Annotated in this window: 24 protein-coding genes and 4 pseudogenes; 14 read left to right on the forward strand and 14 right to left on the reverse strand. The window is 45.7% G+C overall.

Annotation, left to right across the window (positions count from 1 at the left end; translation table 11 throughout):
• Nucleotides 1–8 precede the first annotated feature (8 nt).
• The 3 genes from FNY10_RS21160 to FNY10_RS26665 all read left to right on the forward strand — a co-directional run bounded on the left by FNY10_RS21160 (nucleotide 9) and on the right by FNY10_RS26665 (nucleotide 2,153).
• Nucleotides 9–701, forward strand: a complete 693-nt coding sequence (locus FNY10_RS21160) for an AfsA-related hotdog domain-containing protein (protein ID WP_227699459.1) — start codon at nucleotides 9–11, stop codon at nucleotides 699–701.
• Nucleotides 702–775: 74 nt separating this feature from the next.
• Nucleotides 776–1,438: an HAD-IB family hydrolase gene (locus FNY10_RS21165; protein WP_160704451.1), complete on the forward strand. Its 663-nt coding sequence runs from the start codon at nucleotides 776–778 to the stop codon at nucleotides 1,436–1,438.
• 373 nt (nucleotides 1,439–1,811) lie between these two features.
• Nucleotides 1,812–2,153 (forward strand): FxLYD domain-containing protein, encoded by a 342-nt coding sequence (locus FNY10_RS26665; RefSeq protein WP_141963449.1) that lies wholly within the window; start codon nucleotides 1,812–1,814, stop codon nucleotides 2,151–2,153.
• 216 nt (nucleotides 2,154–2,369) lie between these two features.
• Here the strand turns inward: FNY10_RS26665 and FNY10_RS21170 are convergent, their stop codons facing one another.
• From FNY10_RS21170 to FNY10_RS21180, 3 genes are all read right to left on the reverse strand, one after another.
• Complete coding sequence (locus FNY10_RS21170) at nucleotides 2,370–2,690, reverse strand: CcdB family protein (RefSeq protein ID WP_141963447.1); 321 nt, start codon at nucleotides 2,688–2,690, stop codon at nucleotides 2,370–2,372.
• A gap of 2 nt (nucleotides 2,691–2,692) precedes the next feature.
• A complete protein-coding gene (locus FNY10_RS21175; RefSeq protein ID WP_141963445.1) occupies nucleotides 2,693–2,929 on the reverse strand; it encodes a type II toxin-antitoxin system CcdA family antitoxin in 237 nt (78 codons plus the stop codon).
• Between the two features lie 319 nt (nucleotides 2,930–3,248).
• Nucleotides 3,249–4,193, reverse strand: coding sequence for an ArdC family protein (locus FNY10_RS21180; protein WP_141963443.1), 945 nt, complete (start codon nucleotides 4,191–4,193; stop codon nucleotides 3,249–3,251).
• 578 nt (nucleotides 4,194–4,771) lie between these two features.
• Between FNY10_RS21180 and FNY10_RS21185 the strand changes: the two genes are divergently transcribed.
• The 6 genes and pseudogenes from FNY10_RS21185 to FNY10_RS21210 form a co-directional block, all read left to right on the forward strand.
• Entirely contained in the window at nucleotides 4,772–6,049 is a 1,278-nt protein-coding gene (locus FNY10_RS21185) for a DNA methyltransferase (protein ID WP_141963441.1), read from the forward strand.
• A gap of 15 nt (nucleotides 6,050–6,064) precedes the next feature.
• Nucleotides 6,065–8,161: a hypothetical protein gene (locus tag FNY10_RS21190; protein ID WP_160704449.1), complete on the forward strand. Its 2,097-nt coding sequence runs from the start codon at nucleotides 6,065–6,067 to the stop codon at nucleotides 8,159–8,161.
• On the forward strand, nucleotides 8,151–8,789 hold the full coding sequence (locus tag FNY10_RS21195; RefSeq protein WP_141963437.1) for a hypothetical protein: 639 nt from the start codon (nucleotides 8,151–8,153) through the stop codon (nucleotides 8,787–8,789). Before FNY10_RS21190 ends, FNY10_RS21195 begins: the two co-directional genes overlap by 11 nt.
• Complete coding sequence (locus tag FNY10_RS21200; protein ID WP_141963435.1) at nucleotides 8,779–9,867, forward strand: hypothetical protein; 1,089 nt, start codon at nucleotides 8,779–8,781, stop codon at nucleotides 9,865–9,867. The genes FNY10_RS21195 and FNY10_RS21200 overlap by 11 nt, the downstream gene beginning before the upstream one ends.
• 813 nt (nucleotides 9,868–10,680) lie before the next feature.
• Nucleotides 10,681–12,627 (forward strand): AIPR family protein, encoded by a 1,947-nt coding sequence (locus tag FNY10_RS21205; protein ID WP_141963433.1) that lies wholly within the window; start codon nucleotides 10,681–10,683, stop codon nucleotides 12,625–12,627.
• A gap of 207 nt (nucleotides 12,628–12,834) precedes the next feature.
• Nucleotides 12,835–13,497 (forward strand): annotated as a pseudogene (locus FNY10_RS21210) (IS630 family transposase); the annotation flags it as partial.
• A 238-nt stretch (nucleotides 13,498–13,735) separates the two neighbouring features.
• Here the strand turns inward: FNY10_RS21210 and FNY10_RS21215 are convergent.
• From FNY10_RS21215 to FNY10_RS21225, 3 genes and pseudogenes are all read right to left on the reverse strand, one after another.
• A pseudogene (locus FNY10_RS21215) lies at nucleotides 13,736–14,131 on the reverse strand (aconitase family protein); the annotation flags it as partial.
• A gap of 151 nt (nucleotides 14,132–14,282) precedes the next feature.
• Nucleotides 14,283–14,597 carry a CcdB family protein gene (locus FNY10_RS21220; RefSeq protein WP_100683472.1) on the reverse strand — a complete coding sequence of 105 codons (315 nt, stop codon included), beginning with the start codon at nucleotides 14,595–14,597 and terminating at the stop codon, nucleotides 14,283–14,285.
• 2 nt (nucleotides 14,598–14,599) lie between these two features.
• On the reverse strand, nucleotides 14,600–14,836 hold the full coding sequence (locus tag FNY10_RS21225; protein ID WP_100683473.1) for a type II toxin-antitoxin system CcdA family antitoxin: 237 nt from the start codon (nucleotides 14,834–14,836) through the stop codon (nucleotides 14,600–14,602).
• A 179-nt stretch (nucleotides 14,837–15,015) separates the two neighbouring features.
• On the opposite strand from FNY10_RS21225, the pseudogene FNY10_RS21230 reads away from it, so the two are divergent.
• Nucleotides 15,016–15,181, forward strand: a pseudogene (locus FNY10_RS21230) (transposase); the annotation flags it as partial.
• A gap of 217 nt (nucleotides 15,182–15,398) precedes the next feature.
• Here the strand turns inward: FNY10_RS21230 and FNY10_RS21235 are convergent.
• Together FNY10_RS21235 and FNY10_RS21240 are read right to left on the reverse strand one after the other, a co-directional pair.
• Entirely contained in the window at nucleotides 15,399–16,556 is a 1,158-nt protein-coding gene (locus FNY10_RS21235) for an MFS transporter (RefSeq protein WP_160704447.1), read from the reverse strand.
• Nucleotides 16,557–16,602: 46 nt separating this feature from the next.
• A complete protein-coding gene (locus FNY10_RS21240) occupies nucleotides 16,603–17,505 on the reverse strand; it encodes a DMT family transporter (RefSeq protein ID WP_160704445.1) in 903 nt (300 codons plus the stop codon).
• A 210-nt stretch (nucleotides 17,506–17,715) separates the two neighbouring features.
• On the opposite strand from FNY10_RS21240, the pseudogene FNY10_RS21245 reads away from it, so the two are divergent.
• Nucleotides 17,716–18,835, forward strand: a pseudogene (locus FNY10_RS21245) (iron-containing redox enzyme family protein).
• On the opposite strand, the gene FNY10_RS21250 reads toward FNY10_RS21245, so the two are convergent.
• Nucleotides 18,811–19,389: a TetR/AcrR family transcriptional regulator gene (locus FNY10_RS21250; RefSeq protein ID WP_141963425.1), complete on the reverse strand. Its 579-nt coding sequence runs from the start codon at nucleotides 19,387–19,389 to the stop codon at nucleotides 18,811–18,813. The pseudogene FNY10_RS21245 and the gene FNY10_RS21250 overlap by 25 nt on opposite strands.
• Before the next feature lie 290 nt (nucleotides 19,390–19,679).
• Nucleotides 19,680–20,570: a LysR family transcriptional regulator gene (locus tag FNY10_RS21255; RefSeq protein ID WP_131048550.1), complete on the reverse strand. Its 891-nt coding sequence runs from the start codon at nucleotides 20,568–20,570 to the stop codon at nucleotides 19,680–19,682.
• Between the two features lie 99 nt (nucleotides 20,571–20,669).
• Here FNY10_RS21255 and FNY10_RS21260 point away from each other — a divergent pair, with 99 nt between their 5' ends.
• Nucleotides 20,670–21,272 (forward strand): short chain dehydrogenase, encoded by a 603-nt coding sequence (locus FNY10_RS21260; RefSeq protein ID WP_100683479.1) that lies wholly within the window; start codon nucleotides 20,670–20,672, stop codon nucleotides 21,270–21,272.
• 109 nt (nucleotides 21,273–21,381) lie between these two features.
• Here FNY10_RS21260 and argE read toward each other — a convergent pair whose 3' ends face one another.
• Genes argE through FNY10_RS21280 form a run of 4 tightly spaced genes read right to left on the reverse strand, consistent with a single transcriptional unit; the run spans nucleotide 21,382 to nucleotide 24,926 of the window.
• Nucleotides 21,382–22,533, reverse strand: a complete 1,152-nt coding sequence (argE, locus tag FNY10_RS21265; protein WP_100683480.1) for an acetylornithine deacetylase — start codon at nucleotides 22,531–22,533, stop codon at nucleotides 21,382–21,384.
• The gene (locus tag FNY10_RS21270) at nucleotides 22,526–23,200 is read right to left on the reverse strand and encodes a DUF1028 domain-containing protein (RefSeq protein WP_141963420.1); all 675 of its coding nucleotides are present in this window, start codon (nucleotides 23,198–23,200) and stop codon (nucleotides 22,526–22,528) included. Before FNY10_RS21270 ends, argE begins: the two co-directional genes overlap by 8 nt.
• Before the next feature lie 9 nt (nucleotides 23,201–23,209).
• Nucleotides 23,210–23,632: a RidA family protein gene (locus tag FNY10_RS21275; RefSeq protein ID WP_004867660.1), complete on the reverse strand. Its 423-nt coding sequence runs from the start codon at nucleotides 23,630–23,632 to the stop codon at nucleotides 23,210–23,212.
• A gap of 28 nt (nucleotides 23,633–23,660) precedes the next feature.
• Nucleotides 23,661–24,926, reverse strand: coding sequence for a flavin-containing monooxygenase (locus tag FNY10_RS21280; protein ID WP_131048548.1), 1,266 nt, complete (start codon nucleotides 24,924–24,926; stop codon nucleotides 23,661–23,663).
• A 671-nt stretch (nucleotides 24,927–25,597) separates the two neighbouring features.
• Between FNY10_RS21280 and FNY10_RS21285 the strand changes: the two genes are divergently transcribed.
• A complete protein-coding gene (locus tag FNY10_RS21285) occupies nucleotides 25,598–25,930 on the forward strand; it encodes a hypothetical protein (RefSeq protein ID WP_100683483.1) in 333 nt (110 codons plus the stop codon).
• 171 nt (nucleotides 25,931–26,101) lie between these two features.
• The gene (locus FNY10_RS21290) at nucleotides 26,102–26,290 is read left to right on the forward strand and encodes a hypothetical protein (RefSeq protein ID WP_100683484.1); all 189 of its coding nucleotides are present in this window, start codon (nucleotides 26,102–26,104) and stop codon (nucleotides 26,288–26,290) included.
• The last annotated feature ends 98 nt before the right edge of the window (nucleotides 26,291–26,388 follow it).

A 26,388-nucleotide genomic window follows, 5' to 3' on the forward strand; every position in this document is an offset into this window, starting at 1 on the left:
GGTGATACATGGAAAAATTAATTGTAGTTGGTGAGAAGTTTACAGACTTCGCAGAAAGAAATGAAAACGTACTGACCGTAAACGAATTTGAACGTTTTGTCTGGTCTGGTGAAATTCAAAATGTTAAGAAAATCATCATCGGCCAAGGAGTTGAACTCGACGACATATCACGAACCATTTGCATCATTCGTCAACATTACCCTGATAAAATCAATGAGATAGTTAATCTCCAGGAACTCTATTATCAAAATAACAGAGATCATCAAAAGCTGGTTCATAAACGCAAAAAAGAAAATATCCTTATCACCTCACCCGAAAGAATAGATAGTAACAATTACAGTGCAAAATTGATTTTGCAAGATTCATCCGAATTATTATGCGATCATCAAACGGGTCAGCATATTCAAGGAATGGTTCTTATTGAAGCGGCAAGACAAACTATCATCGCCACTTCCGAGAAATACTTACTCCAGGAGGCAGGAATTACGATTTCGGAAAAATATTTCACACTAACATCGCTGAATGTTTCGTTTTCATCTTTCGTATTTCCATTACCTGTAACTGTTACTTTAAACGTTTTATCGAAAAAAGCTCATCACATGGTAAGTTTGCATGTGAATGTACTGTCTGTTTTGAACAGACAGGTACGAAGAAAGCAGAAGTATGTTTTACCTTCTGTGTATATGACCTTAACTACATAACTAAAAAAGAATGTGAGCAAGCATCTCTTTGCCATAAAAACTATCTTGTCAGTATTTAACCGGAATCTAAAATTATGAGTATTGCTTTTTTTGACTTTGATGAAACCGTTATAACGGGAAAAAGCATGTTCGTATTCCTGCGGGAATATTCCGAACACTTTCAGTTAAAATGTGGATTATCGTTATCTCAAATAATGAAAAAAATTCATGAACTCAGTAACGCAGGGCAGGATCGCGAGGATATTAACCGATATTATTATTCACTCTTTAAAGGTGAAGAACAATTCCAGATTAGAATGTTAGCTAAAAAATCATTCAATAAAGGATGTTATAATTTCAACCCTGAGGTTGTAAAAAAAATCAAATACCATCAGTCTCGAAATGACGATGTAGTGTTCGTTTCCGGGGCAATGACAGATATTATCCACCCTGCAATGGAGGCGTTGGAAGTAAAAAACTCGATATGCTCCGAACCAATCGTATCAAATGGTTTCTATACAGGTGAGCTAACTAAGGTTTCCATTGGTTATCATAAAGCCGTATATGCCCGACATTACGCTCAAAATCATGATCAACAGCTTGCAGAATGCTATGCTTATGGTGATCATATTTCTGATATTGAGCTGTTACAGTTGGTTGGTCATCCCTGTGCTGTCAATCCATCCCCCGAACTAATAGCCGAAGCTGAAAGACAAGGCTGGCCAATATTGTATTCTCAGAGTAGCGGTCATTTGTGACAAAGTAGATTAAATAAATTTATTCAAATCAGAGGAGTTGAATTTTTCAAAAAAATCATATTTATATTTTTCGCAACGGGATGAGCACAGGTTTCAAATCTTACATATCCCAAAACCTGTGGACAACAAAAAATCTCATAGCATATAAATCATTTGTGTGTTCAATCCAATTGTACAGAAGCATGAGTTATCCCTTTATGAGCATACTCTAGGATATCTTTGCAATGGGGAAAGATCAAATCAACCATCAGATAAATTAGAGTTCCCACCTCATAAAACGACAACTTCTTTTTGGATATAATACAAAACAGTCATTAACAAATAAACACTTCCATTATACAGTAATATTGTTCTTGCTCATGGAGATTAATAAATGTTAAGAAAAATCGCTATAATTTCTATCCTTTTCGCCGGGTTTTCAGGGGCCGTATTTGCAGAAAATATAAGTAAAGATGTTGAACTCACCAGTCTTCAGCTCGCTGACACACCAAACGGCCTGAAGAATATAACCGGAACAGGTACCAATAAGAGCAATCATGAAATCGATATGGTGATTATTAAGTTCAATCTGCTCCAAAACGGACAAATTATTGGACAGGCGGTGGACATGGTCAACCATATCGAACCAGGGCAAACCTGGAAAATATCCGCAGTATATAACAGCATTGCTCTCAAACCCGACAGTTTCAAAGTGACAGAGGTTTCTGTCCACTAACGATTCTATAGTCGATACGTTACCAGCTTAAACTGACTGGATTTTTTATCATACAGTCTGATTACTACGCAAACGAAAAACCAAAGCGTCGTTAATCAGACTGGTTGACAGTTTCGGAACAGTGATATGGAACAATGTATCTATACCGTTCGGCGCAGAAAAACGTGAAATCTTTCTCTTCCGCACGATAGACGAACTGGCACAGGCTCCCGGCAGTCACGACCAAATGCCGTCGATGAGGAAATCTATAGCGGCCTTTACCTGAGTGCGGTACTGCGAAGCATCACAGAACATCACCCCCAGCGCCCGGACAGGGACACTCGCCAGTTCGTGAGTCATGACAGCGTATTCCTGGCCGTCCGTCAGTCTGACCACGGGGACAAGGCGATCCGGGCGGCGGCCTGCCGGATATCTGTCAACAGGCAGCAACGGGATCACGATCCGGCGGTTCAGTTGTCCAATAATATCGCTTGTGACATCAAGCAACAGTGGGTAAACGGCGCTTTTACCGGTATTCCCGTATACGGTGAACTGCATGGTTAAAATGTCCTATATTCATCACTGAAACAGCCATGTTCATCATGAAAACGGTTTAATGCGTCGATGGCCTCCCTGTTCTCTTCCTGCCATTTTTTCGCTTCATAGTGGCGAAGCTCCGCATCGAGGGCGGTTGTCAGGGTCGCACTGAGGTTAATGCCTGCCTCACGCGCCCGGCTCAGTAAGGCTCGCTCTACCGTCATGGTCACACTCTGTGTGCTGCGTTGTTTCGCTGTCATGGTTTCTCTCCCGCAATGAATACGTGCAAATTGCACGGCCCGATGCACTTATCATAGCACCAAAAACAGGTCCTGCTACCGTTGCAGTCTTTCACATTTAACAATGGGTCGTTATACCTGTTCCGTTATCAACAGTAATCACCGGTATAAAATGTCGTTTGCGGGATGGGCGGGCTCTTTGCCGCCCGCACCCGCAGCCTGCGAATTTTCCGGGCACCCGATGCCCGGAAAATTCGCAGGGAAATTGCTCCCCCTGTTACTCTGCCTACCCCAATATAAGGTTAAAGCCGCATTCCTTTGCGGCTTCCCGTTCTTCAACTCAAACCTTATCCATCAGATAACGATGCGCCTTCGATGCTGCGCTGGCGGCTTTGAAAATATAGCGCTTGTCGTTTTTCAGTGCTTTCAGCCAGGAAGCAATATAGCTTTCGTGCTGAACCTCTCCGACAATTCCCAGATCCGCCATCAGGAACGCGCTTCCCAGCTCGGCGATCAGCTCCTCAAATGCATAATCCTCACTACCGAATCTTCCTTTCATTTCACGGTCAAGACGTGTTTTACCACCGCTCCAGTGCACCAGCTCATGCAGGCCGGTGGCGTAGAAATTAGCGGCATCGGAAAAAAGCTGACGCTCCGGCAGCCAGACCTCATCGGTTGAGGGCCTGAAAAAGGCGTTTTGTCCTTTCTCTATGATGTTTACGCCGCTACTCTGGAAAAGATTTTCAGCCTGCGGCAACGGCTCGAACGTTTCAGCGGGACTCACTGCCTCAGTAGTCAGGGAAAGACCGTCAATTTGCTGAACGTTAAACACAGTGAAGGTTTTCAGCATCGGGATATGATCGATTTCTCCGGCGTCGTTCTCCTTCTCCAGTGTGGTATAGAAAATAGCGGTCGTGCCATGCTCACCTTTGCGAACCTGCCCGCCCTCTGCCTGAGCCTGTTTATAGGTCATCCAGCGTGAATCACTGAATCCCTGTTCTGACGCACTGCACCACAGCAACATGATATTCATCCCGCTGTAAGCCGCGCCGGTGGCGTAGTTGGAAGGTAAACCGGACATGCCCGGTACGCGCTGCCACGGACACGTCCAGGGCTTAACGCCTGCTTCCAGTGCGCTAATGATGCTATCGGTGACGGTCTGATAAATGTCGGTTTTGGTTTTAGACCATTTCGTTTTTGAGGAGCCTGACGGGTCCAGCGGGGATACGCTGGTCGCCGCTGCGGTGTTAGGGGCGCTGGTCTGGGTATGCAGGGAAATTGTCATGGTTTTTTCTCCGTCAGTGGTGTGATTTTCGTCTTCGTATCGCCTGACGGTTCGCTTTCCCGGCGTCGTTCTGGCCCGCAAGGGCGCAGAATGCGTGCCATTTACCCTTGCGGGACGGGTTGTGCCGGGAAACGATTAACCGGAAGCGAATACGGAGAACGGGAAACACACGGGAGAAAAAATCTGCCCCTGCATAGCTGGACTTAGCGCCCCTTGCTCCGCAGCGGTGAAATGAAGTTTGGTGAAACAGCGTTCAGATGTAGACGTTTGGGCAGGAGTCTCTTTTTATCTTGGCACCGATATTCGGAAGGGTCCAAGTACGCGCAACTAAAATAGTTATCCTTACAACCCCCAAATTTGTTAGTACATAAAGTGAAAACTCATGAAACAATAAACCTCAATAATTTCAATGAATTAATATTACACATCCACTAAAATATAAATAACCAGTATCTACAAAAACTCATCCCGCTGTTGACATACATTTCTATTAGTTAATAATTCATGATATACGAGTGGTGGTGTATCATAAACGCACCAAAATAAATATAACTAATTGTTTTATAGAGATTTAATGGATGCGTGGATACAAGAATGGCGTAGATAGTCTACTACAATGGCAGGATCTATCTGCCCCGTTAAGCACTGCGCAAGGTGTAGGAAATGTTCCGTTCCAAAGATGGTTCAAATTTAAAGAGGCATTTTCGCCCAAATTTGTACATGATGTTATCCAAAGATCCTCTATCGAGGTAAAAAATATTTTGGACCCCTTCGGTGGTTCAGGTACAACAGCACTTACATCTCAGCTCATGGGGATTAAGCCAACAACAATCGAGGTCAACCCCTTTCTTGCTGATTTGATCGAAAGTAAGCTCACTAGCTATAATAGCGAAAGCTTAATTGACGATTGGTCATATGTTATGAAAATCGTTGATACTCAAACCCCAAACCTGGCTCTGCTTTATAAAAACGCGCCAAAAACACTTTATCATAATAATGAAGAATTTAGGTGGGTCTTTAATAAAGAAATAATTTATAGAATCGCGCAATATAGAGAATCATTTGAAAAAATAGAAAAAAATGAAAATAAAAATTTGTTAAAAGTTCTTTTGGGAGCAATTCTTATCCCTTTTAGCAATGTACTAATAAATGGTAAAGGTAGGCGGTATAGAAAAAATTGGCAGTCTTTAACATACTCTACAGATTCTTTTGATGCAGCACTACGCCAGAAAGTTGACGATGCTATTTTTGATATAGTTCGTTATTCAAAAACAAAATCGGAAGAATATAGACTTTTTAGAGGGGACTCTAGGAAGTTAATATCAGAAGTGGAAACCAGTGACTTGGTATTATTTTCACCGCCATATCCTAATACGTTTGATTACACTGACATATATAATGTTGAACTTTGGGCCTTAGGTTATTTAAATGATTCGGAAGATAATAAAAAATTAAGATCCAACACGTTACGTTCTCATGTTCAAATAAAAATGTTTTCTTCACCGCAACCAATTTCACCAACGCTATCTGAGACATTAGATAAATTAGATGGGAAGCGAAAAGAACTTTGGAACAAAAATATACCCGACATGATTAGTTATTATTTTCATGACATAAATGTAATAATGACAGAATCTATGCGCGTTCTTGAGAATAACGGAATGGCAGTGATTGTAATTGGTGACAGTAGATATTCAGATATAAAAATAGACACAACAAAAATAACCTGTGAGCTTGCAAAGGAAATTGGATTTACTATCAAAGATCTACAGGAAATTAGAATAATGAAATCCAGTGCTCAGCAGGGATGGGCTAAAAATCTAAGTGAGACCGCTATATTTTTGGAAAAAAAATAATTAAAGGACAATATCATGATTTGTTTCCCTGTAATACGCAGTATTGATATAAAAGGGTTTCAGATATATAAAAATGAGAATAATGATGGTATATCTCATGAGCTTAATGGTGGCATTCACTTAATTATTGGTGTAAATGGATTAGGAAAAACAACATTACTAAGTGCGTTATTTAGACTCTTAGTAGGTCCCAAAGATATCCCCAAAAGCGATACGGCACTTCTGGGAAGTACCGGCCATACATTGGCACAATGGAGAAAAAATTCATTCTTCCGTAATCGAGTTAAAGATGGAGCAATTAATTCTTTCATTAAATGTAAAGTATCATTTGGCGATAATATCCTCGAGATTGAAAGGAAACTATCTAATCTTGAAGTAGTTGGGTTATCTAAAAATGGGGTTATTTTAGAAGCATCACAGGATGAATATGAAAGACAAATTATCGAACTTTCCGGGGCAGCCGATTATGTAGATTTTTATTATATAATTAAATACTTGCTATTCTTCTTAGAAGATAGGACAGAGCTTATTTGGGATAATCGAGCTCAATTTGAAATGATGCGTATTTTATTTTTTGACGCAGAATCATCTAGAGAAGCTGTAAAACAATATGATATCGCTCAAAAAGCAGATAGCAAATACAGGAATTTAAATGCCTCGTTAACAACAATTAGAGATAGATTAAAAGAAAAAAGCGATGCTGAATCAGAGAAAAATAGGGCCACATATATATTGGAGAAAACAAAACTATCAGCTCTAGAAGAGGCCTTTAAAGAATCACAAAATAATTACATCAATCAAAAAAACATATTGGAAGATGAAAGATTAGCAAAGGCGACTTATTCCAGAGATCTAGATGAATTAAAATATGCAATAGACTACAACCAGCATTTAATATATGGACATTACCTACCAGATAACGATGCGACATTAGAGTATATACTAAAGAGCTTAAATTCTGGAGCCGGATGCCTGGCATGTGGGAACGAAAGTGCCAGCCCTGATTATTTTCGTAAAAAGTTTTCTTTAGATAAGCGATGCCCTATTTGTAATTCACAAATAGAAGGTAAAGAAAAAAATGATCACTCCATTGAGCATTTAAATAATGAACTTAAAATTTTATATGCAAAAATGGATATATTAGAAGATTCTATATCTTCTAAAACAACTATTATTGAAGAATTAAAAGAAGGTGTGTATGTAATTGAAAACATACTTAGAGACTCAATGCTAGAATTGAAAGCATCTCAAAACAGAGTTAAAAATCTTGAAAAAAACATGCCCCTAGACGAAACTGAAAAACAGGAACTCCAACGCATAATAGATTTTAGAGAAATAGAACTCCGTGAGCAAAATAATATACGAAACGAAGCAAATGCAAAGTATTTAAAAATTTTAACAATTAATAATGAAAAACTAAATGTGAAAATGAAACTGCTTGAGCAGAGGTTTAAATATTACAGCAAGAATCTATTAGCAGAAAGAGTTTTTATCCGTTATGAAACCCAATCAAGAAAAATTGGCCAAGGAATTTCCGCAATTGATTTCCCATGTTTTAAGGTATTAATGACATCTGGTGTTTTTGATAGAGAGCCATCAAAGAGAGAGACTGCCGACTCTGTATCGGAATCTCAGAAGGAATTCATAGACTTAGCATTTCGATTATCTCTGATTGATGTTATTAGTGCGGAAAACCAATCACCCGCAATGGTTGTTATGGAAACACCAGAAGCTAGTTTGGACAGCTTATTTATACATGAAGCAAGTAGATTATTCAGAGAGTTTGCTAATGCCCAAGATGGGAAAAACATTTTCTTAGCAAGCACCAATTTAAATAAAAGTGAAATGATTCCAGCTCTATTGGGGGCTATTTCTTCACCTGCCACATACGATAAGTCTGATAGTGATATCATTCTTAATAAATTAGGCCAAGAAACATCAATAAAAACAGCAGATGGAATCTGTCGTGAAAATAGAAGTAAACATATTATTAATTTACTAAATCTTGCGGCTCCAAATTTATCATTAAAAAATAATTGGAATGAGTATAATTTAATGTTTTCTAAAGCAGTATACCCTGAGGACTATGAGGATATCGCAGATGAAAGATAACATTGAACTTTCGTCAAGGGGATGGTTACTTTTATTTTTTGAGGCCGCTGAAAGAAATGGAATATATCCTATAGCCATGGATATGCTGCATAAACTTATATATCTTGCAAATGTATTGTCCCCTGTTTCTGATGTGAAAATGCCTAACCATTATACATTAAAGCACAGACGAGGCCCTTATTTTCCAAGAGCTCAGCTTGATATTGGGATATTGGTGGCCCAACAACTTGTTGAGTCACAAAGTGTAGTTGCGATAAAAGATGAACATGGTTTTTGGCTTAAAGGGAATTATAGAATAACAAAGGAAGGGTTAGATATAACCGAAGAAATAAATGACGATACAATTCTTGAAAACTACTCAATCTTTTTGCGTGAATTCTTCAGATCTTTAACATATTTATCAAAAATACAGATACACGAAATAAATAATTTTGAAATACACTATAAAATAGTTTCCGATGGGCTTGGTGTAGATATATCTACCCCCGATAATAATTTTACAAAAGAAGCAATATCGCATTTATTTCCTCAAGAACGCAGTCAGACCACAAGAGAAGGAATTCATCGTTACATTGCTTACTTAAAAAATGCTTTTGATAACATGGGAGCTAAACATAATGAAAATTAATAAAAATAATTTAAATAGCATTATGGAGCCAGATAGTGTTGAGAAAACACGACAGAGCATCCCTGAATCAAGTAGTAGCCTGCCATCAAACTCGAGTGCAGATCCATATAGTTTTATAGTTAAAGTAAAATCCTATTTAAATAATAGAATAAAAGTTTCAAATGATATAAGATCCATTGGCGATTGTTTATTTGTCTTAGTACCTAATGACATTAAACGTGATCTTGAAAATCTTGGTCAAGAAGTAAATCGTTTTTTCTCATTCACATCAATTGATATTAAAGGAAAAGTAATTCTTTCATTAGATACTAATTTATCCCGCGTTAGAGTAATAGACACTGAATATGACAAATGCAATAGTAATATTGACATTCAGAACATGTTTTCTTCCGAGATAGATAATATATTAAAATTCAATCCAAAAACGCTTTGCTATGCCCGATATGAAAATGAAAATTCCGTTCTAAATTCATACCCAGAAGGAGATGAAAATGAAGGGGAATCAAGCCCAATAATAACGAAAAAGGTTATTTACAATTGTTCCGATCTAGAAAGACATACTAATGACTTTTACTCAAAAGAACTAATGTACCCTAGTTCGACAATGATGATATGGGATAGTCAAAAAGAATTCACTCTAACCAAAAAGGCCGAGACAAGAATATCTGCGAGGCTGGCGGATAGTCTTCAAAATAAACTAGGGCCAGAAAACGTCATATCAGAAGGAACTGTTAATAGCGGACGAATGGATATATACATCTGCCCTAGCGCAATGATAGAAGAACACGGCCCATGTGTTATAGAGCTAAAGGTTTTAAGAAACGGAAATGGTCTAAACCATGATAGACGTTGGTTATACAAGGGGGTTTTACAAGCAAGGGATTATGCGACGGATAAAAATGCAAAATCAAAATACCTTTTATCTTTCGATGGCAGAGAAAAGTGCATTGAAATAGATTCAATCATTAAACTAGCAAATAGGTATAGTGTTAAATATATTAATTATAGAATGTATAACAAAACAGACCAAGCACGAGATGAAGAAGTAGAAAATCTAGTTGGTCCAATTGATGACTAGTTCCACGTTGCCGCTTGAAATAATTCTGGCGGCTTTGAGTTCATTTAAAGTAAAACACAACCCAAGTATTTCCAATAAAAATTATTACTTTTATCTACACATGAATTAATTAGATTATCTATTATTAACAAGTGACCTACCTGCTAAAACTTAAATAAATTTAGTGAAATTTCACTCAATCAAAAAGATGCGAACCAACCCCATTAATTTGTGATCACATACACATTCACTATCAAAATATGATGCTTTCTATTATTCTAGCAAGCCTAAGTGAATTAGTTTGTTATATTACTACGCCTGCCGCGCCGTAATAGCGTCCTGCACGCTGTCGTCCAGATTGCGGGTCATCAATTCAGCAAACGGAGTGACCTTCATAACCCAGAAATAACCATAACATAGATCTCTACTAACTCCTGCACTTGCTGTTTTTATATAAAAACACTTCTATAAGTATAAAATAAAGGCTATACTAACCTTACTCTAATTTAAATAAAATCATAACTAAGATGGGGCGGCAGAGGTGTAGCCGTGCGCACGACATAAAAAAAGATGCAGGCGAGTCGTATGTCGCCTGTAACAGTTTTCAGGAGGTCAAGCCTGGAACCTTAATTTTCAGGCACGAATTGGGGATACTGCGGTTAATTAATGGCAGCAAGCAGAATTAACAGGAAAAACGGCACTAATGTTTCGTTTACCTGCAATTTTGTAAGAAAAAATAAATCCGCATAATAAACCACATTATTTTCATTGATTGACTCAATATTTAGTGTTACAACATATCTATTTTCACTTATTTATTAATGAAGGTATTTTATGGATAATATAATCTTATCGGGAATGCTTCGAGAGTTTGTAATTAAAAACAATTTGGAAAATGATAATCAAGATTTACAATTTGAAAAATTCGTCAATTATTGCCTATTGAAATCTGATCATTATGATTCTTTTGAATTTGATAAAGTCAGTACTGGCGAATGTATTGGAGTTGATGGTTTTGCCATTTCAATTGGCGGAGTAATTATTGATGAAATGACTGATTTGGAGAATTTCACACGAGCACAGTTTGAGGTTAACTTCATATTTTCTCAAGCAAAAACATCCACTAAATTTGATTTCGGAGATTTTTTAAAATTCACCTCAACCGTAAAGACTTTTTTCGGCAAAGATAAACAAGCGGTACCAACTCAGTTACATAAAGCATTTGATCTTAAAACCTATATTTATAATAAAAGCGCCAAATTAAAACATTTACCAAGTATTGAATTAGATTTTGTCTACACTGGTCATTTTGATAATAGTAACAATGACATCATTTCTCAAAAGGATACGTTCTTACAAGATATGCGGTCAATGCCATATTTATCTTCATCTGTAACATGCAATATATATGATGGAGACGCAATTGCAAAACTATACAGAGAAACACAGAATGACATTTTTGTAGAAATACCATTCGAACGACATGTATCGCTCCCAAAAATAAAAGGAGCAAAATCGGCTTATTTAGGTGTGGTAAAATGTTCTGATTATGTAAAGATAATACAAAAGAGCAATGGTGATATTAATAAAGGGTTATTCTTTGAGAATGTACGTGACTTTCTTGGTAATCAAAATCTAGTTAATGATGATATAGCTCAAACCATCAAGAAAACAGAGGAAAGAGACAGATTTGCTATACTCAATAACGGATTAACTATCGTCGCAAAGGGAATAATTCCATCTGGAGATAATTTCCAATTATCTCAATTCCAAGTTGTAAATGGGTGTCAAACCAGTCATGTTCTTTATAATAACAGAACACTTTTGACTGATGATATGTATGTGACAATAAAACTTGTCGAAACCACAGACATTGATTTAAGTGGGCAAGTTATATCAACCACTAACAGTCAATCACAAGTTACAAAAGAAGCATTTGCAACAATTCGCCCATATCATCGCTTTGTTGAAGACTTTTTTAATGCGATGAGAAACAATGTTGGGTATGAATATTATTATGAACGCAGACCTCATCAATATGATCATGAACAAGAGATAAAACAACAATTTATTACTTCCGCCCCAACATTGATTAAATCTTTTGTGTCCACAGTTCTGGAAGAACCCCATAAAGTCCATTATTACTATGGAACATTACTATCTGAATATAATCAGAATAAATCCAGTGAACTCTTTTCCGAAGATGATTATCCTGGATTATATTTTGCGGCCCATCATATTACTTTCAGAACAAAAGGCTACGCCTATAAGGATCGCCAATTAAGAGAATGGAGTTTCCATCTTGCTCTATTAATAAAAAGAGCCATTGCTCCTGAGTTATGTAGAGGGATGGCTATTATTGACAAAAGATTTTTACAGCTAATGATAAGGATTGATGAAAATATCGAATCAGCATTTAATATAGCAGCCAATTTCTTAAAATCAAAAAAAATAAATGCAAAAGAAAACAGAAACCCTGATATTACTAAAAAACTTATAGCCGATTTCATGCGCTATTTATCAACAAATCCTATAGATAAAAAGACAAAAGGTAAATCACAAGCATCAGATAAAAATTTCACCTTAAAAAATGGCGAATACATAGGGATAATTGATAACATCATACACAATAAAAGAAAAATCAGAATTCAGCATGGTCCTTTCAAAATAGAAGGGGAAGCTGTTAATGATGAAGTATTTAAATTAATGCCTGGAGATAAAGTCCTATTTAAAATAAGACAGGATAAAATTACAGTTGAGCCTTACATACATACCATTTAATTAACAATACACCCCATTATATATTTAATGGGGTTAGTATTTAGTATCATCACTGCTGCTTTTCATTTATTATATAAATCACATTTTTAATTATAAATAAAATCTAAATAACTTCTCAAAATAATAGATCACCTGAAGGGAACTCAGTCCGGATTGAGCGTTCTGATCAATCGCAAAATCAAAACAAACCACTAACCGGACTGCGCAATGCCGATCATAACAGCAATTACTGATGAAGAACGACGACTGATGCGTAAAGAAGCCCGGCAAACCCGCGATAAAAACCATTCCCGGCGGCTTATTGCTCTGCTTATGCTGCATCGGGGAATAACCGTTACCGAGGTCGCCAGGCTGCTCTGTGCCGCCCGTTCGTCCGTCGGCAGATGGATAAACTGGTTAACTTTATATGGTGTTGACGGCTTAAAGAGCCTCCGGCCCGGGCGCGCTTCACAGTGGCCGGTCGCCGATATCCTTCGGACTTTGCCGCTGTTGGTACAACGTTCCCCCGGGGATTTCGGCTGGCTGCACTCGCGCTGGAGCACAGAGTTACTGACCCGTATCGTCAACCGGCTTTTCGATGTGACTCTTCACCGTTCCACCTTACACCGCTACCTGAAACAGGCGGGAATGGTCTGGTGCAGAACCGCGCCAACATTGAAAATCAAAGACCCACACTATGAGGAAAAGCAGCTTGCCGTCGGGCAGGCGATGGCTCAGGAGCAGATAAACCATCCCATGTTTTATCAGGATGAAGTCGATATCGACCTGAACCCGAAAATTGTCGCAAACTGGATGCCTAAAGGGCATCAGAAACGCATCGCCACGCCGAGACAAAACCAGAAACATTATCTGGCCGGCGCACTGCATTCATGATCTACATATGAAAATACGGGTCAAGCCAAGGGTCTTGACAACAGGCAGGAATAAAATTTATGCTAATTTTCAAATTAATAGATAACTGAATGATCCCGAGTCCGGGCACCACTATTTAAAGAACCCGCCCACAAGGCGGGTTTTTGCTTTTGGGCTTCTGGTAGATGTCTGAGTATGCAGGTCAACCTGGCAGCCACCTTCCCTCCCCCCTGGCACTATTTCCACTCCTTTCTGATTACACTACCGTCTGGAAAATCACACCTTCGGCATTCTCTGTGTACTGGGAAAGCTGGTTGAAGTTCAGATAACGGTAAGTGTCCGCCGCGGTCTCATCCACCTGCGCGACGAAGGTCTGGTACTCTTCCGGCGTCGGCAGTTTGCCGAGCAGGGAAGCGACCGCGGCCAGTTCCGCAGAGGCCAGATAAACGTTAGCGCCGGTCCCTAAACGGTTCGGGAAGTTACGGGTCGAAGTGGACACCACCGTCGCACCGTCCGCCACACGCGCCTGGTTACCCATACACAGGGAACAACCAGGGATTTCGATACGCGCACCACTCTTACCAAACACGCTGTAGTAGCCTTCTTCCGTCAGCTGCGCCGCATCCATACGGGTTGGCGGAGCCACCCACAAAGGAAAAAACCAAAGCGTCGTTAATCAGACCGTTTGACGGTTTCAAAACAGTGATACGGAACAATGTGTCAGTTCCGTTCGGCGCAAAAAACAGTGAAGCTTTTCTTCTGCGTACGATAGCCGAACTGAAGCAGGTGCCCGGCAATCACGGCTAAATGCCGTCAATGAGAAAATCAATTGCAGCCTTTACCTGCGAACGGTACTGCGCAGCATCGCAGAACACCGCCCCCAGCGCCTGAACCGGGATACTTGCCAGCTCGTGGGTCATTACCGCGTATTCTCTGCCGTCTGTCAGACTGACGAAGGGAACAAGGCGATCCGGGCGGTGGCCTGCCGGATACCTGTCAACCGGCAGCAGCGGGATCACTATCCGGCGGTTCAGTTGTCCAATAATATCGCTGGTGACATCGAGCAGCAGAGGGTAAACGGTGCTTTTACCAGTATTCGCATATACGGTGAATTGCATGGTTAAAATGTCCTGTATTCATCGCTGAAACAGCCATGCTCATCATGGAAACGATTTAGTGCTTCAATGGCTTCCCTGTTCTCTTCCTGCCATTTTTTCGCTTCATGGTGCCGAAGTTCGGCATCTAACGCGGCTGTCAGGGTCGCACTCAGGTTAATGCCTGCCTCACGCGCCCGGGCCAGTAAGGCGCGTTCCACCGTCATGGTCACGCTCTGTGTGCTGCGCTGTTTCGCTGCCATGGTCCCTCCCCTGCAATGAATACCGTGCAAATTACACGGCCTAATGCACTTATTATAGCACTGAAAACAGACCCGGCGACCATTGCCGCCCTTCACATTTTACAGTCGGTCGTCATACCTGTTCCGTCGTCCACAGCAATTGTCAGTATCCCTGCAAAACGAATCATTCACTTTTAGAGATCTTCCGACATACTAAAGCCCGATTCACCAAACCCCTGATCATTGCCGTTCTGAAGTCCGTCGAAGCCGGACGTACCGTTAAGGATGTCTGCCATGAAACCGATATCTCTGAACAACTGGAAAGCGAAGTCTGATGGTATGGAAGCCTCTGATATCAAAAAGATGACTAAGAACTGCTTCCCGCGTTATGGCGACTGACGTCTGCATACCAAAACGGTCGATATCATCGACAACCGCTTGTTTCAGCGCTTCATGCGTCGCGAGTCCAGGATACGAGCAAGAGATGAACTCCCCCATTTTCTGCCATCACCGATAAGTGATTTCTTTGCCCTCCCTTTTTACCACTACCAGTTCATTAATATGTGAAGAAAAGACCCTGGCTTTATATTTCAGGGATCTCTGTGTTCTCTTTTTTGCCCGTTTTCCATTGTGCGACCTTAAGTGTAGTGACCACCAGCAGAGACAAAATCGCCAGCAATAAAGTGCTTACCCCGAGCGTCCTGCCGAAGCCCATACCGGTATCCGTTAGTTTTACGGCGAAAAAGCTAATGGCTCCGGCGCTCACAGTCTGAATAAACCCGGTAACCGATGCCGCAATACCTGTCTTCGTGCCTTTAATTTGCAGGGCGATAAAATTCGCCGTCGGGTAATAAGCGCCAAGACTTAAGTTAAAAATCATCGCACCGGCGATGCATAAGAGCAGTGAATGGCTGCCAAGAATAAAAGGGACAACCGACAACGCATTAACAATAAACAATACCCACGGATTAATCATTCGTTCGAACTTCGCCATCTGATTTCCGAGGATAAAAAACAGTACGGATGCTGAGAAAAGCAGAGAATAGTTCAGCGTACTCAGACCAAACTGCTGCATAAAAATAGCCGGAGACAGCGAGATATAGCAAAACAGCGAACTCAGGATAAGTGAGACCAGCAGCGTCCCCTGGATAAACGCCGGGGTGACAAACCCGGAAGATGAGGGGAGCACCGCCGCATCATGGCGCGCAAGGGCGCGCGGAGACAACAGCAGGGTCACGACGCTAAACAGGGCCATCACAAGGAACAGGCTGTTCCAGTTCAGATGCCCAAGAATCAAAGCCCCGACCAGCGGCGCAATCAGAGGAACAACCGCACTGGCCGAAGAGATATCGGAAAGCGCGCGCTTGAGGATCAGCGGGGAAAACGTCTCTTTTGCTATCGCTTTGGAAAGCACCGGCCCGGCCCCCGCGCCTACGGCCTGTAACGCTCTGCCAGCCAGTAACGTCATTAAACTTTCGGACATAAAGCAAAGAATGCTTCCGGCGAGGAAAAGTAAAAAACTGGCCGTCAGCACCCGTAATTTACCCAGTTTTTCGCCGATGAATCCTGATAATAACTGGCTACCGGCGTATATCACCAGAAAACCGCTAATTGTCAGTTGAATGGTCGAATAATCAGTATTGAAAGCATTTTGTAATATCGGTAATGCTGGCACTATCATATCCGTGGCCAGCGCGGAAACCGCTGCGGCGAGAATAAGATACAAATACATCCTGAACATCGCTAATTCGTCCTTAAATTATGAGTTTAAATCATTCCATTACTATTTATGCATGCACTGTGGCTTTTTTAGCCAGTGAACAGGTGGCGATCCCAGTCAAAATTAACAGCGTGCTCAGCAAGTGATAAAGATGTGGCTGGGTATGCAAAAAAAGAATACTTAATATGCCGCCAGAAAGCGGAATAATATGGGTATAAATTTCACCACGCGTTGCACCAATGGCGGCGATGCCTTTGTTCCAGAACAGATAGGCCAGCCACGAGGGAAAAATCACCAGGTACGCCAGTCCGCTGAGGAAATAGATATCGTGGTATGCGGCGAATGAGGTCGTCGGGTGTCGCCACAGCCAGAAAGTCACCACCGGAAGAAGAATCAGAGCGCCGAGAAATGAACTGGCGGCAACGAAAGCGTTAGCGGGTATGCGGCGATCCTTATTACGCAGCAGCGAACAATACAACGCCCAGCTCAACGCCGATCCCATCGCCCATAGATCGCCATGGCTAAAACTTTTCAGCCCCGCTGATTGCCTCAGGTTACCGTGCAGCAGGAGGACCAGCACGCCGGCGGTGCTAAAGATCACGCCCAACCAGTTACGCGCCGATACCCGATCGTGGAAAATCAGACGATTAATAATAAGCACCATGCAGGGGGTCGCTGACATGTAAATCGCCGCATTCAGCGCGGAGGTCGACTGCAGGCCAATATAGAGGGTTAAAGGAAAACTCACCTGCCCGCACAGCGTTAAAATCAGCAGCGTAGAGGCATTCTGGCGAAGCAGTTGCTGACTTTCGCGAATTTGTCGATGATAGAGCACCACCAGCAGCAGCGCCGTTAACGCCCATCTTGCTTCCGTCATGAGAATCGGATCCGCACCCTGAACGAGAATATGTCCAACGACATAATTCCCTCCCCAGAACAGGGCCGCCAGCGTGAGTAACAGGTAAGGCATGCTGATTCCTTGCATCACTTCAGACTGTACTAAATAGTAACGTTTTATTTTTAATAACATCAACTATTTTTTAATATTATTGAAATAAAACAAGTTACACCATTAAAATCAATTAATTATAAAAAATACACGCCAGTTATAAAATAAACTTGCAGCACCATTATCGGTACTATAACGTATATATACCATGCGCTTTACAAGGATAAATTAATGCGCACAGCTGAAAATCCTCTCGCCGGAAACAAACATCATTCCGATAATCCTTTTGACATGGACAAACTGCCGCTGGACGAAATGATTGACCGGCTCATCAACAGTGACGAACTTTCGCTGACGCTGACGGCCACTCCGCAGCTTGCAGAAAAGGTCTGGTATTTGATGGAAAACACCTGCATCAGGGCGTTTACTGCGGGCGATCTACAGGCGAAAAAATTTGCCCTCGGCGCGCTTTTCCAGCTTTACCAGACCTGGCTGGCTGAGCCGCTATCCATGGCCGCCAAAAACCAGTTTCACCCCCTGCTCACCAGGATCCGGAATTACATCGAGTCCGAATGGCTGCGGGCGGAAAAGAAACACATGGTTTGCCATAAACCGGTTCTCAACGCCGGGAATATTGTTGCAGAACTGCGTAAGCTGTGTGAGATGCACCCGGCCTCACATCACCCTCTGTTTGACTTTCTCGCAACATCAGCTTCCGCAACACAGATAGATTATTTCTTCAAAAGCGACAGCGCGCTGAATCTGCTTTTTTTCGATCTGGTCGCTATGGGTCTTGTCGGTTCCCTGCCAGAAACGCGCGCTGAAATTGCCCGGAATCTGTGGGATGAGATAGGCCAGGGAAGTCATGAAATCACGCACGTCAATCTGTATAAGGATTTACTGAAGCGTCGGGATATTGCCTTACCCGATAATCATTTTACCCATCTGTATGACTGGCAAGGACTTGCTGGCTATAACGCGTTCATGCTTGGCGGGGTTAACCGGCAGCATTACTACAAATCGCTTGGCGTGATGGCGATGACAGAATTACTCGATCCTCCCCAGTATCAAAAACTTGTCGCAGGTTGCCTGCGTATTGGGATGACAGAACGCGATGTGCATTATTATGCAGAACACATCACGGTTGATATCGGGCACGCCGACGGATGGCTGAATAACGTTATCGTACCGACAGGTAAAAGACATCCCGCGGCGATGGAGGAAGTGTACTTCGGCGCCGCGCTTCGTCTGCAAACCTGTAACGATTACTACGATCGCCTGCTGGAGACGTTACGCGCACTTGAAATACCTGGCATGGCGCGATGATCAGAGCGTCCCGCCTTCGGAATAAATAAGTGCTTTCGCCGCACTCCAGGCCGTCATTCCCGGGGGAATCTCCCGGCACTCAGATGACTCAGCCTGTTGAGCGGCGATTGCGCCATCGATAAGCATGACCATCATCATCGCCACCCGTTCCGCCGGTTCCGGTTTCAATACACTCACGAGAATGTCGCAAAAAAACTGGTAGAGACGTGATTTAAACGTCGAGCAGGTCACCCGGATAGCCTGGGAAGAAGCGCCATATTCGAAGAGCGCGCGGGTGAACATGCAGCCATGAAAATCTTCGCATTTAAACCAGTCGTTATAGTATTCAAAAACGGCAAACAGCTTCTCCCGCGCCGAGGCTTTATCCGCAACAATATTCTGCAGATCCTGCATAAACTCGAGTTCTTTCAGCTGTAAAATGGCGAGGATGAGCGCTTCTTTATCCGGATAGTAGCGGTAGAACGTCATTTTGGAGATGCCCGCATTCTCCGAAATCCGGTCAATGCTTGGCGACTGATACCCCTCTTTGTTGAACAGAGACATGGAATGGCGGAGAATTTCCGCTTGTTTTGGCTTCATACATCGTTTTCCTGTGAAAGGATTCAATATCAGCTTTATGCTGGAAATATTAAGCGCTCAACATTCAATTGATAGACGACTTCGCACGTCCCCCAACAAACCGCCAGCGCTAAGACCTTATCTCCAAAGATATGCCGTTCCGGGGAAAATCCCCTGCCCTTCCATGCTGACGTCAGAATCTTACCAGGATGACCGGGAGCTTTCTATACAGGCCAGTTCAAAAACGAAGCCAGCCTGCTGGCGCACCAGCTTTCGTCCAGGCCCCGAAATAGCGACCCGATAACCGGCGCTTATAAATAGCGCTTTCCCTCGTTCAGCACATGCTCTACGAAGCGGGTCAGCTTCGGCAGCGGACGAAGATCCTGCCGCCAGAGTAAATGTACCGGGCGTGGGTGGGGAGTATAGGCCTCCAGCACGCGCACCAGTTTGCCGCTGGCCAGCGCCTCGCTCAGTAAGACCTCCGGCTGCAGCAATAGCCCGGCTCCGGCTATCGCCGCCATGCGCAGGCCGTAACCATCATTGCAGCGCAAAATCGCATCGCGCTTCCAGCGCACCGCGTCTTGCGCGCCCGGCAATGTCCACTCATTGCGCGCCGTCCATACCGTATGGGACAGACAAAGATGATCGACCAAATCCGCCGGTACGACTGGCGTACCGTGACGAGCCAGGTAAGCGGGCGCAGCGCAAATCACCATCCGATAAGGACAGAGATATTTCGCCACCAGATCGGTGTGGTGAATATCGCCAATACGGATCGCCAGATCGAAGCCCTCATCGACGAGATCGATCATCCGGTTAGTCAGATCCAGTTCGATGCGAACATCCGGCCACGCCTGTAAAAAAGAAGCGGTCAGCGGCGCAATCACGCAGGCGCCAAAAGAGGTCGGCGCACTGATACGCAGCGTCCCGGCCGGTGCCAGCCGCAATCGTTCGACCGAGCTTTCGGCGATAGCGACCTGTTCAAGTACCCGTTTGGCCTCTTCATAATAGACTCGCCCGGCATCGGTCAGGCTCTGGCGCCGGGTGTTGCGCTCAAGCAGGCGGGTACCAAGCTCTCGCTCCGTCAGGGCGATATATTTACCGACCATGACCGCCGACATCTCCAGTCGCGATGCCGCGTCGGTAAAACTGCCGCACTCCACCGCGGTAATAAACGTCTCCATTGCGCGTAGCTTATCCATATTACAAACCTTTGGTTAGTAATCATCTAACTTTTAGCCAGTTTATCCGATAACTGTTTCATTAAAGAATAGAGGCTCACAACCGATCAGGAGTCAGTCATGAAAATTGTCGTTATTGGTGCCAGCGGTACCGTCGGGCGCGCCGTCGCCGAAGAACTGAACCGTCAACATGACGTCATTCGCGTCGGTCGCACTCAGGGCGACCTTCAGGTAGATATCACCTCTCAGCCGAGCGTCGACGCTCTCTTTGCAAAAGTCGGCCGGGTCGATGCGATTGTCTCGGCCACCGGCAATCTGTTCTTTGGCCCCCTTTCGTCCATGACGGACCGCGATTTCAACCAGGGCCTGCAGGACAAGCTGCTGGGGCAAGTGCGCCTGGCGCTTACCGGGCAGCATTATCTCAATGATGGCGGTTCGATTACGCTTATCAGCGGCATCGTGGCCCATGAGCCGATTGCCCAGGGCGTCAACGCCACGACGGTGAATGCCGGGCTGGAGGGCTTTGTCCGCGCCGCCGCCTGCGAACTGCCGCGTGGCATCCGCATCAACCTGATAAGCCCTGGCGTATTGACGGAGTCGCTCGCCGCTTATGACGGTTTCTTCCCCGGTTTCTCCAGCGTCCCCGCCGCCGCCGTTGCCCAGGCCTATCGCCGCAGCGTGGAAGGCATACAGAGCGGACGGGTGTACACCGTCGGCTATTGACCGCGAAGAGCGCGGGCAGTATCTGCCCGCTCAGACATTGCCTGCTCCCCCCGCGAAATAGCGGGGAAAGAGGCTTGCGACAAGGCGCCCGACCCCGGGCGCAAAAGATTCAGGAGACCGCCATCCAGTGGCGCAGATTATCCAGCATCGCCAGACAGCATTCCAACTGAGTCAGGGCAATAAATTCATCCGGCTTGTGTCCCTGCGCCATACTTCCCGGCCCGCAAATCAGCGTTGCCACGCCCGCTTCGTCAAACAGCCCGCCTTCAGTGCCGAAGGCGACGGTGGAGAACGTATCATTGCCCGCCCATTGCGCCAGCCAGCCGGCAAAGGCCGACTGCGGATCGCTCAGCAGGCCGGGATACTGGCTGAGCGGCTGAAAACGGATTGTGGCCTCCGCCGCCACCGTGCGCATCGCCGGCACCAGTTCATCTTCGGCATACGCCTGCAGCCCGCTGAGCGTCTCGTCGAGCGACAGGTCCGGCAAATGGCGGATTTCAAAATCGAACTGGCAGCGCTCAGGCACAATATTGAGCGCCGCGCCGCCCGTAATCAGCCCCACCTGCACGGTACTGTACGGCGGGTCGAAGCGCGCGTCCTGTCTGAGCGCCAGCTTTTCCCCCAGCACGCCTAAGCGGGTAATCAGCTTCGCCGCATACTCGATAGCGTTCACGCCATCGGGGGCATAGGCCGAATGGCAGGCCTTACCGTGAATATGGCAGCGCATGGCTAATTTGCCTTTATGACCGTAGACCGGGCGCATCTCCGTCGGCTCACCGATAATGCACAGAGCGGGCTTATCCTTCGAGGCCTTAAGATGATTAGCCAGACTGCGGACGCCGAGGCATCCCACCTCCTCATCATAGGAAAAGGCCAGATGCAGAGGCATACTTAACGGTTGTGCGAGGAAGGCGGGAACAGAGGCCAACACACAGGCGATAAAGCCCTTCATGTCGGTGCTGCCGCGCCCATAGCACAGGCCATCGCGCAGGGTGAGCGCAAAAGGAGGGACCGTCCAGCGCTGGCCGTCAACCGGGACCACGTCGGTATGACCGGAGAGCATCACTCCCCCCGCGCCCGGTGGCCCCAGGCGGGCATAAAGATTGGCTTTTTTGCCGTCATCATCGTAGAACAGCCGGGATGCAATGCCAAAACCGCGAAGAAAGCGGTTGATGTAATCGATCATCTCGAGATTGGATTCGCGACTGGTGGTATCAAAAGCCAGCAGCGTTGCCAGTATCGACTGCACCTCATTATTCATCGCCCGGAACTCCGTAACTGGGGGCCTCCCGCGGGTCGAGCGCGCGCGTGATATAGGCCTGCATCTGCGGCTCATAGGCCTGCCAGAGCGCGGCCAGTTCGCCAATGGGATCGTCCTCGCTCCAGTCAATGCGCAAATCCACCAGCGGCCACGAATAGTCATCCACGACCTTCACCGCCGCAGAGTGAACCGGGCCGGCCTCACCGCCGCAGGCCAGACCGGCCTGTAGCGCGGCCAGTAGCCGCAGCGCCATTTCACCTTCGCTGTGCTGGAAACCGGCCACCATCGCCTCAATGACCGCCGTGCTGGCCAGCATATTGCCAGCGGCGATGCAGTTCTCGCCTTCGGCGACATGATAGATACCGAGGGTTTTATCGCCGCTGAAGGCGGCGGTTTGTCCGTTGGCGTCGATGGCGATAATCTGCCGGTAGCGGCTGAAATCATCCTCCGCCAGCGCCCTGCGCAACGCGATGTCCGGCGCTAAACCCTGTTCCAGCTGCGCCAGCGCCAGCTGGCCCAGCGTCGGTAACGTGATGTTCTGACTGGATACCGCCCCCACTCCGGCCTGTAGCCAGGGACAGCGGGCGCCGACGGCAATGCTGGAGGAGCTGAGCGCAATACCAAACTGCCCGCTTTCCGGGCAATATGCTGCGATAGAAAAGGTCATCGTCGCCCCTTACTTCACGAAATCATCGGGAATAACGGCAATCACGTCGATCTCCATCAGCCATTGCGGCTGCGCCAGCGCTGAAATCACCAGCCCCGTGGAGATCGGGAAAACCCCCTTCAGCCATTTACCCACTTCCTGATACACCGGCTCACGATAACGCGGGTCAATGATATAGGTGGTGGTTTTCACGATGTGCGACAGGTCGCTTCCGGCCTCCTCCAGCAGCTGTTTGACGTTTTTCATCGCCTGCTCGGCCTGAGCCTGCGGGTCGCCCAAACCGACCAGGTTACCGGCAAAATCCGTTCCCACCTGACCGCGCACGTAGACGGTATTCCCGGCGCGAACCGCCTGGCATAAATCGTTATCCAGGCTCTGGTTGGGGTAGGTCTCTTTGGTATTAAACATGCGAATACGGGTATGTGTTGGCATCTTTTTTATCCTGTTTAATGGCGCGTGTTTAGCGCCGATCGGCAGCCTGGTACTGGCTGTACTTACGCTGGGTGGCAATATGGTCGGCAATGTGTTTCGCGTCATGCCAGACGCCCCAGATGAAGGTCGATCCCCGGCGCGACAGCCAAGGCAATCCGAGGAAATAGACCCCAGGTTCGCTGGAGACGCCGCGTTGATGCTGCGGACGATGTTGCTCATTAAAAGCCTTCACGTTGAGCCAGCTGTAATCCACGGCGTAGCCGGTCGCCCAGATAATGGTGGTAATCCCCGCCTGCGCGAGGTTCAGGGAGAGGAGCGGTGAAGTCATGCACGGCGGGTCAGGTAAAAACTCGCGGGCGGCAGGTTCTTCCGGCAGATCCAGGCCATTGGCCGCAATGTAGGCATCTGCGGCATCCAGCAGCGCCAGGTAGTTCTCATCCCCGCGACGGATGTTGTCGCACAGATCCGGCTGGAAGGTCGCCGTCCCGGATTCAAAGGCTTTCGTCAGCCCGACCAGGGTGATGCCGCGGTGCGCCAGCTCGCGGAAGTCCACGGTGTGCCCGCCATGGGCGCCGCTGACGGCGATAGTGACATGTTCTTTGCCCGGCGCGCTGGCGGGGGCATCCCACATGCCCAGCACCCCCAGCCACCAGCAAAAATCCCGGTTGCGGTATGCGCGCGGCGGACGGTCGTGCGCGCCGACGGATAAATAGACCTTGCGGCCAGCGCGCTGAAGTTCGTCAGCAATCTGCACGCCGGAAGAGCCCGCGCCGACAACCAGCACCGCGCCCTCAGGAAGCTGCTGCGGATTGTAGTATCGGGCGGAGTGAATTTGATGAATGCCGCTCTCTTTCGGCGCAATCGCGGGAATGACCGGTTTTTGAAACGGTCCGGTCGCGGCAACAATACGCTGGGCTTCAATGATGCCCTCCGTGGTCTCGATGGTAAAACCCGGGCGTCCGCTGTTGCGCACTGCGCTTTTGACTTCAACGCCGGTACGCACCGGCAGATTGAAGGCCCTGACGTAATCTTCAAAGTATGCCGCGACATCGTCTTTAGGAATGAAACTGTCGGGATTGCCCCCCTTAAACTCCATCCCCGGGAAACGGTCGTGCCACGCCGGACCATTCGCCACCAGCGAGTCCCAACGGCCGGTTCGCCAGGCCTCGGCGATGCGGTTTTTCTCGATAACCAGATGTGAGATCCCCAGCGTCGTCAGATGCTCACTCATGGCAATACCGGCCTGACCTCCGCCAACAATCAACGTATCAATGTTCGTGTCTTCTACGGTCATAAATGTGTCCTTCGAATGGTGTTCAATCGCCGGGAATAAACCACTGCACAGGACCGAGGTTAATAAACCGTAACAAGCAGGTAAATTATTATAAATTTAGAACCTGAGAATAAAATAGTGATGCAGAGTGCAGCACATTGAATCTACAAGGTAAAAACAATATTTCGCCGCAAACCGGGTAAAAATATAATGAGTCAAAGGGCGAATTATTCAAAAAAAATAAATAGCAAGTTCTTCGGCATATAAAAAATATCGCCAGAGAATCGTTTTTTCCTATGCAGACAATGCGCTTGTGGCGAGCCAGACGGCCCCCCACCAGGCACGACGGCACGGAATGTTGCGGCGATTCGGAATTGCCTGCGAAGCCGATACTTTCCGTTATTTTCGCTATCGTTAATGAAGCACCGTTAACATCACTTCACGTCATCGATAAAATTCAGTATTAAAAGCCAGTACCGGCGTTGATATATTCCATAAGCAGCGTAACGATCGGCTGTTGTTTATTTTTTAGCGATGCCTGCTATGACTCAGAATACTGATGCGGCGACGCTTTGTTAGCCGGGCATCGCCCTGGCTCGCGCGGTGCGAAGGTGAAATGATGCCTGCGGGATGACATCCTGTTTGCGCAGCAGGTACACTATCCCCTCTGTTTCCTCTTCCTGACCCCATCGATGCTGAAGAAATTACCTTTTGTTATTCCGCTGCTGGCGCTGATCGCGCTGCTTGTCTGGTGGCGCACGCCGCACTATTGCGCAGAAGATGAGGCTTACTACCGCTCGGTGTTTTGCGTCATCGACCACCAGGACAGCCGGGCGTTTCTCCGTGATATGGAAAACATTGTCGAAGGCGGCAATTCCGATTATGCGCTGCACAAAAACCACTATATCCCGGCACTTGGCGAGCGAATGCGCCAGACCTGGCTACAGTTAAGTCAGGAAGAGCAGGACAGCATCCGTGAGGATCAGTCGCGCTGCCGCCAGTTGATGAGCGCAAAGCAGCGTTAACGACTCTTTTGTATTCGCGGGCCAGGCGGCAATGGGCGACGCCCTGTCCCGTCCTCGCATTCCCACTCAAATAGTAAGGAAAAGCGTTCTTGCCCGCGACGATAAAAAAGAGTTGATCTGTCATGCACAAGCTCTTACTTTGCTAACCAGTTTTTCACATGAGATAAGACGATGCCGACAATAACAGTCAGTAGTATGCAAGAAGCGAAAGAGTTAATTCACTGCGGGAAATACAGGGAAATCGTGCTGAATTTTGATATTGATGCTGATGATTTCTTCACCCTCGCCACCACCCAGTCCGCGACTAAAGTCACGATGATCAACAGAAACAATCACTCACCGGTAAAAAAAGAAAAATAATAAAAAACCTCTGAGGGATTCTTTATGTGGCTATTTATTGGCACACTCGGCACGGCGTTTCTCTCCTCACTGATGCTGATTTGGCTCGATGACCGCAT

Origin of the sequence: Klebsiella sp. Lac1, assembly GCF_009825425.1 — a bacterium.
In the GTDB taxonomy this organism is placed as follows: Bacteria; Pseudomonadota; Gammaproteobacteria; order Enterobacterales; family Enterobacteriaceae; genus Klebsiella; species Klebsiella electrica.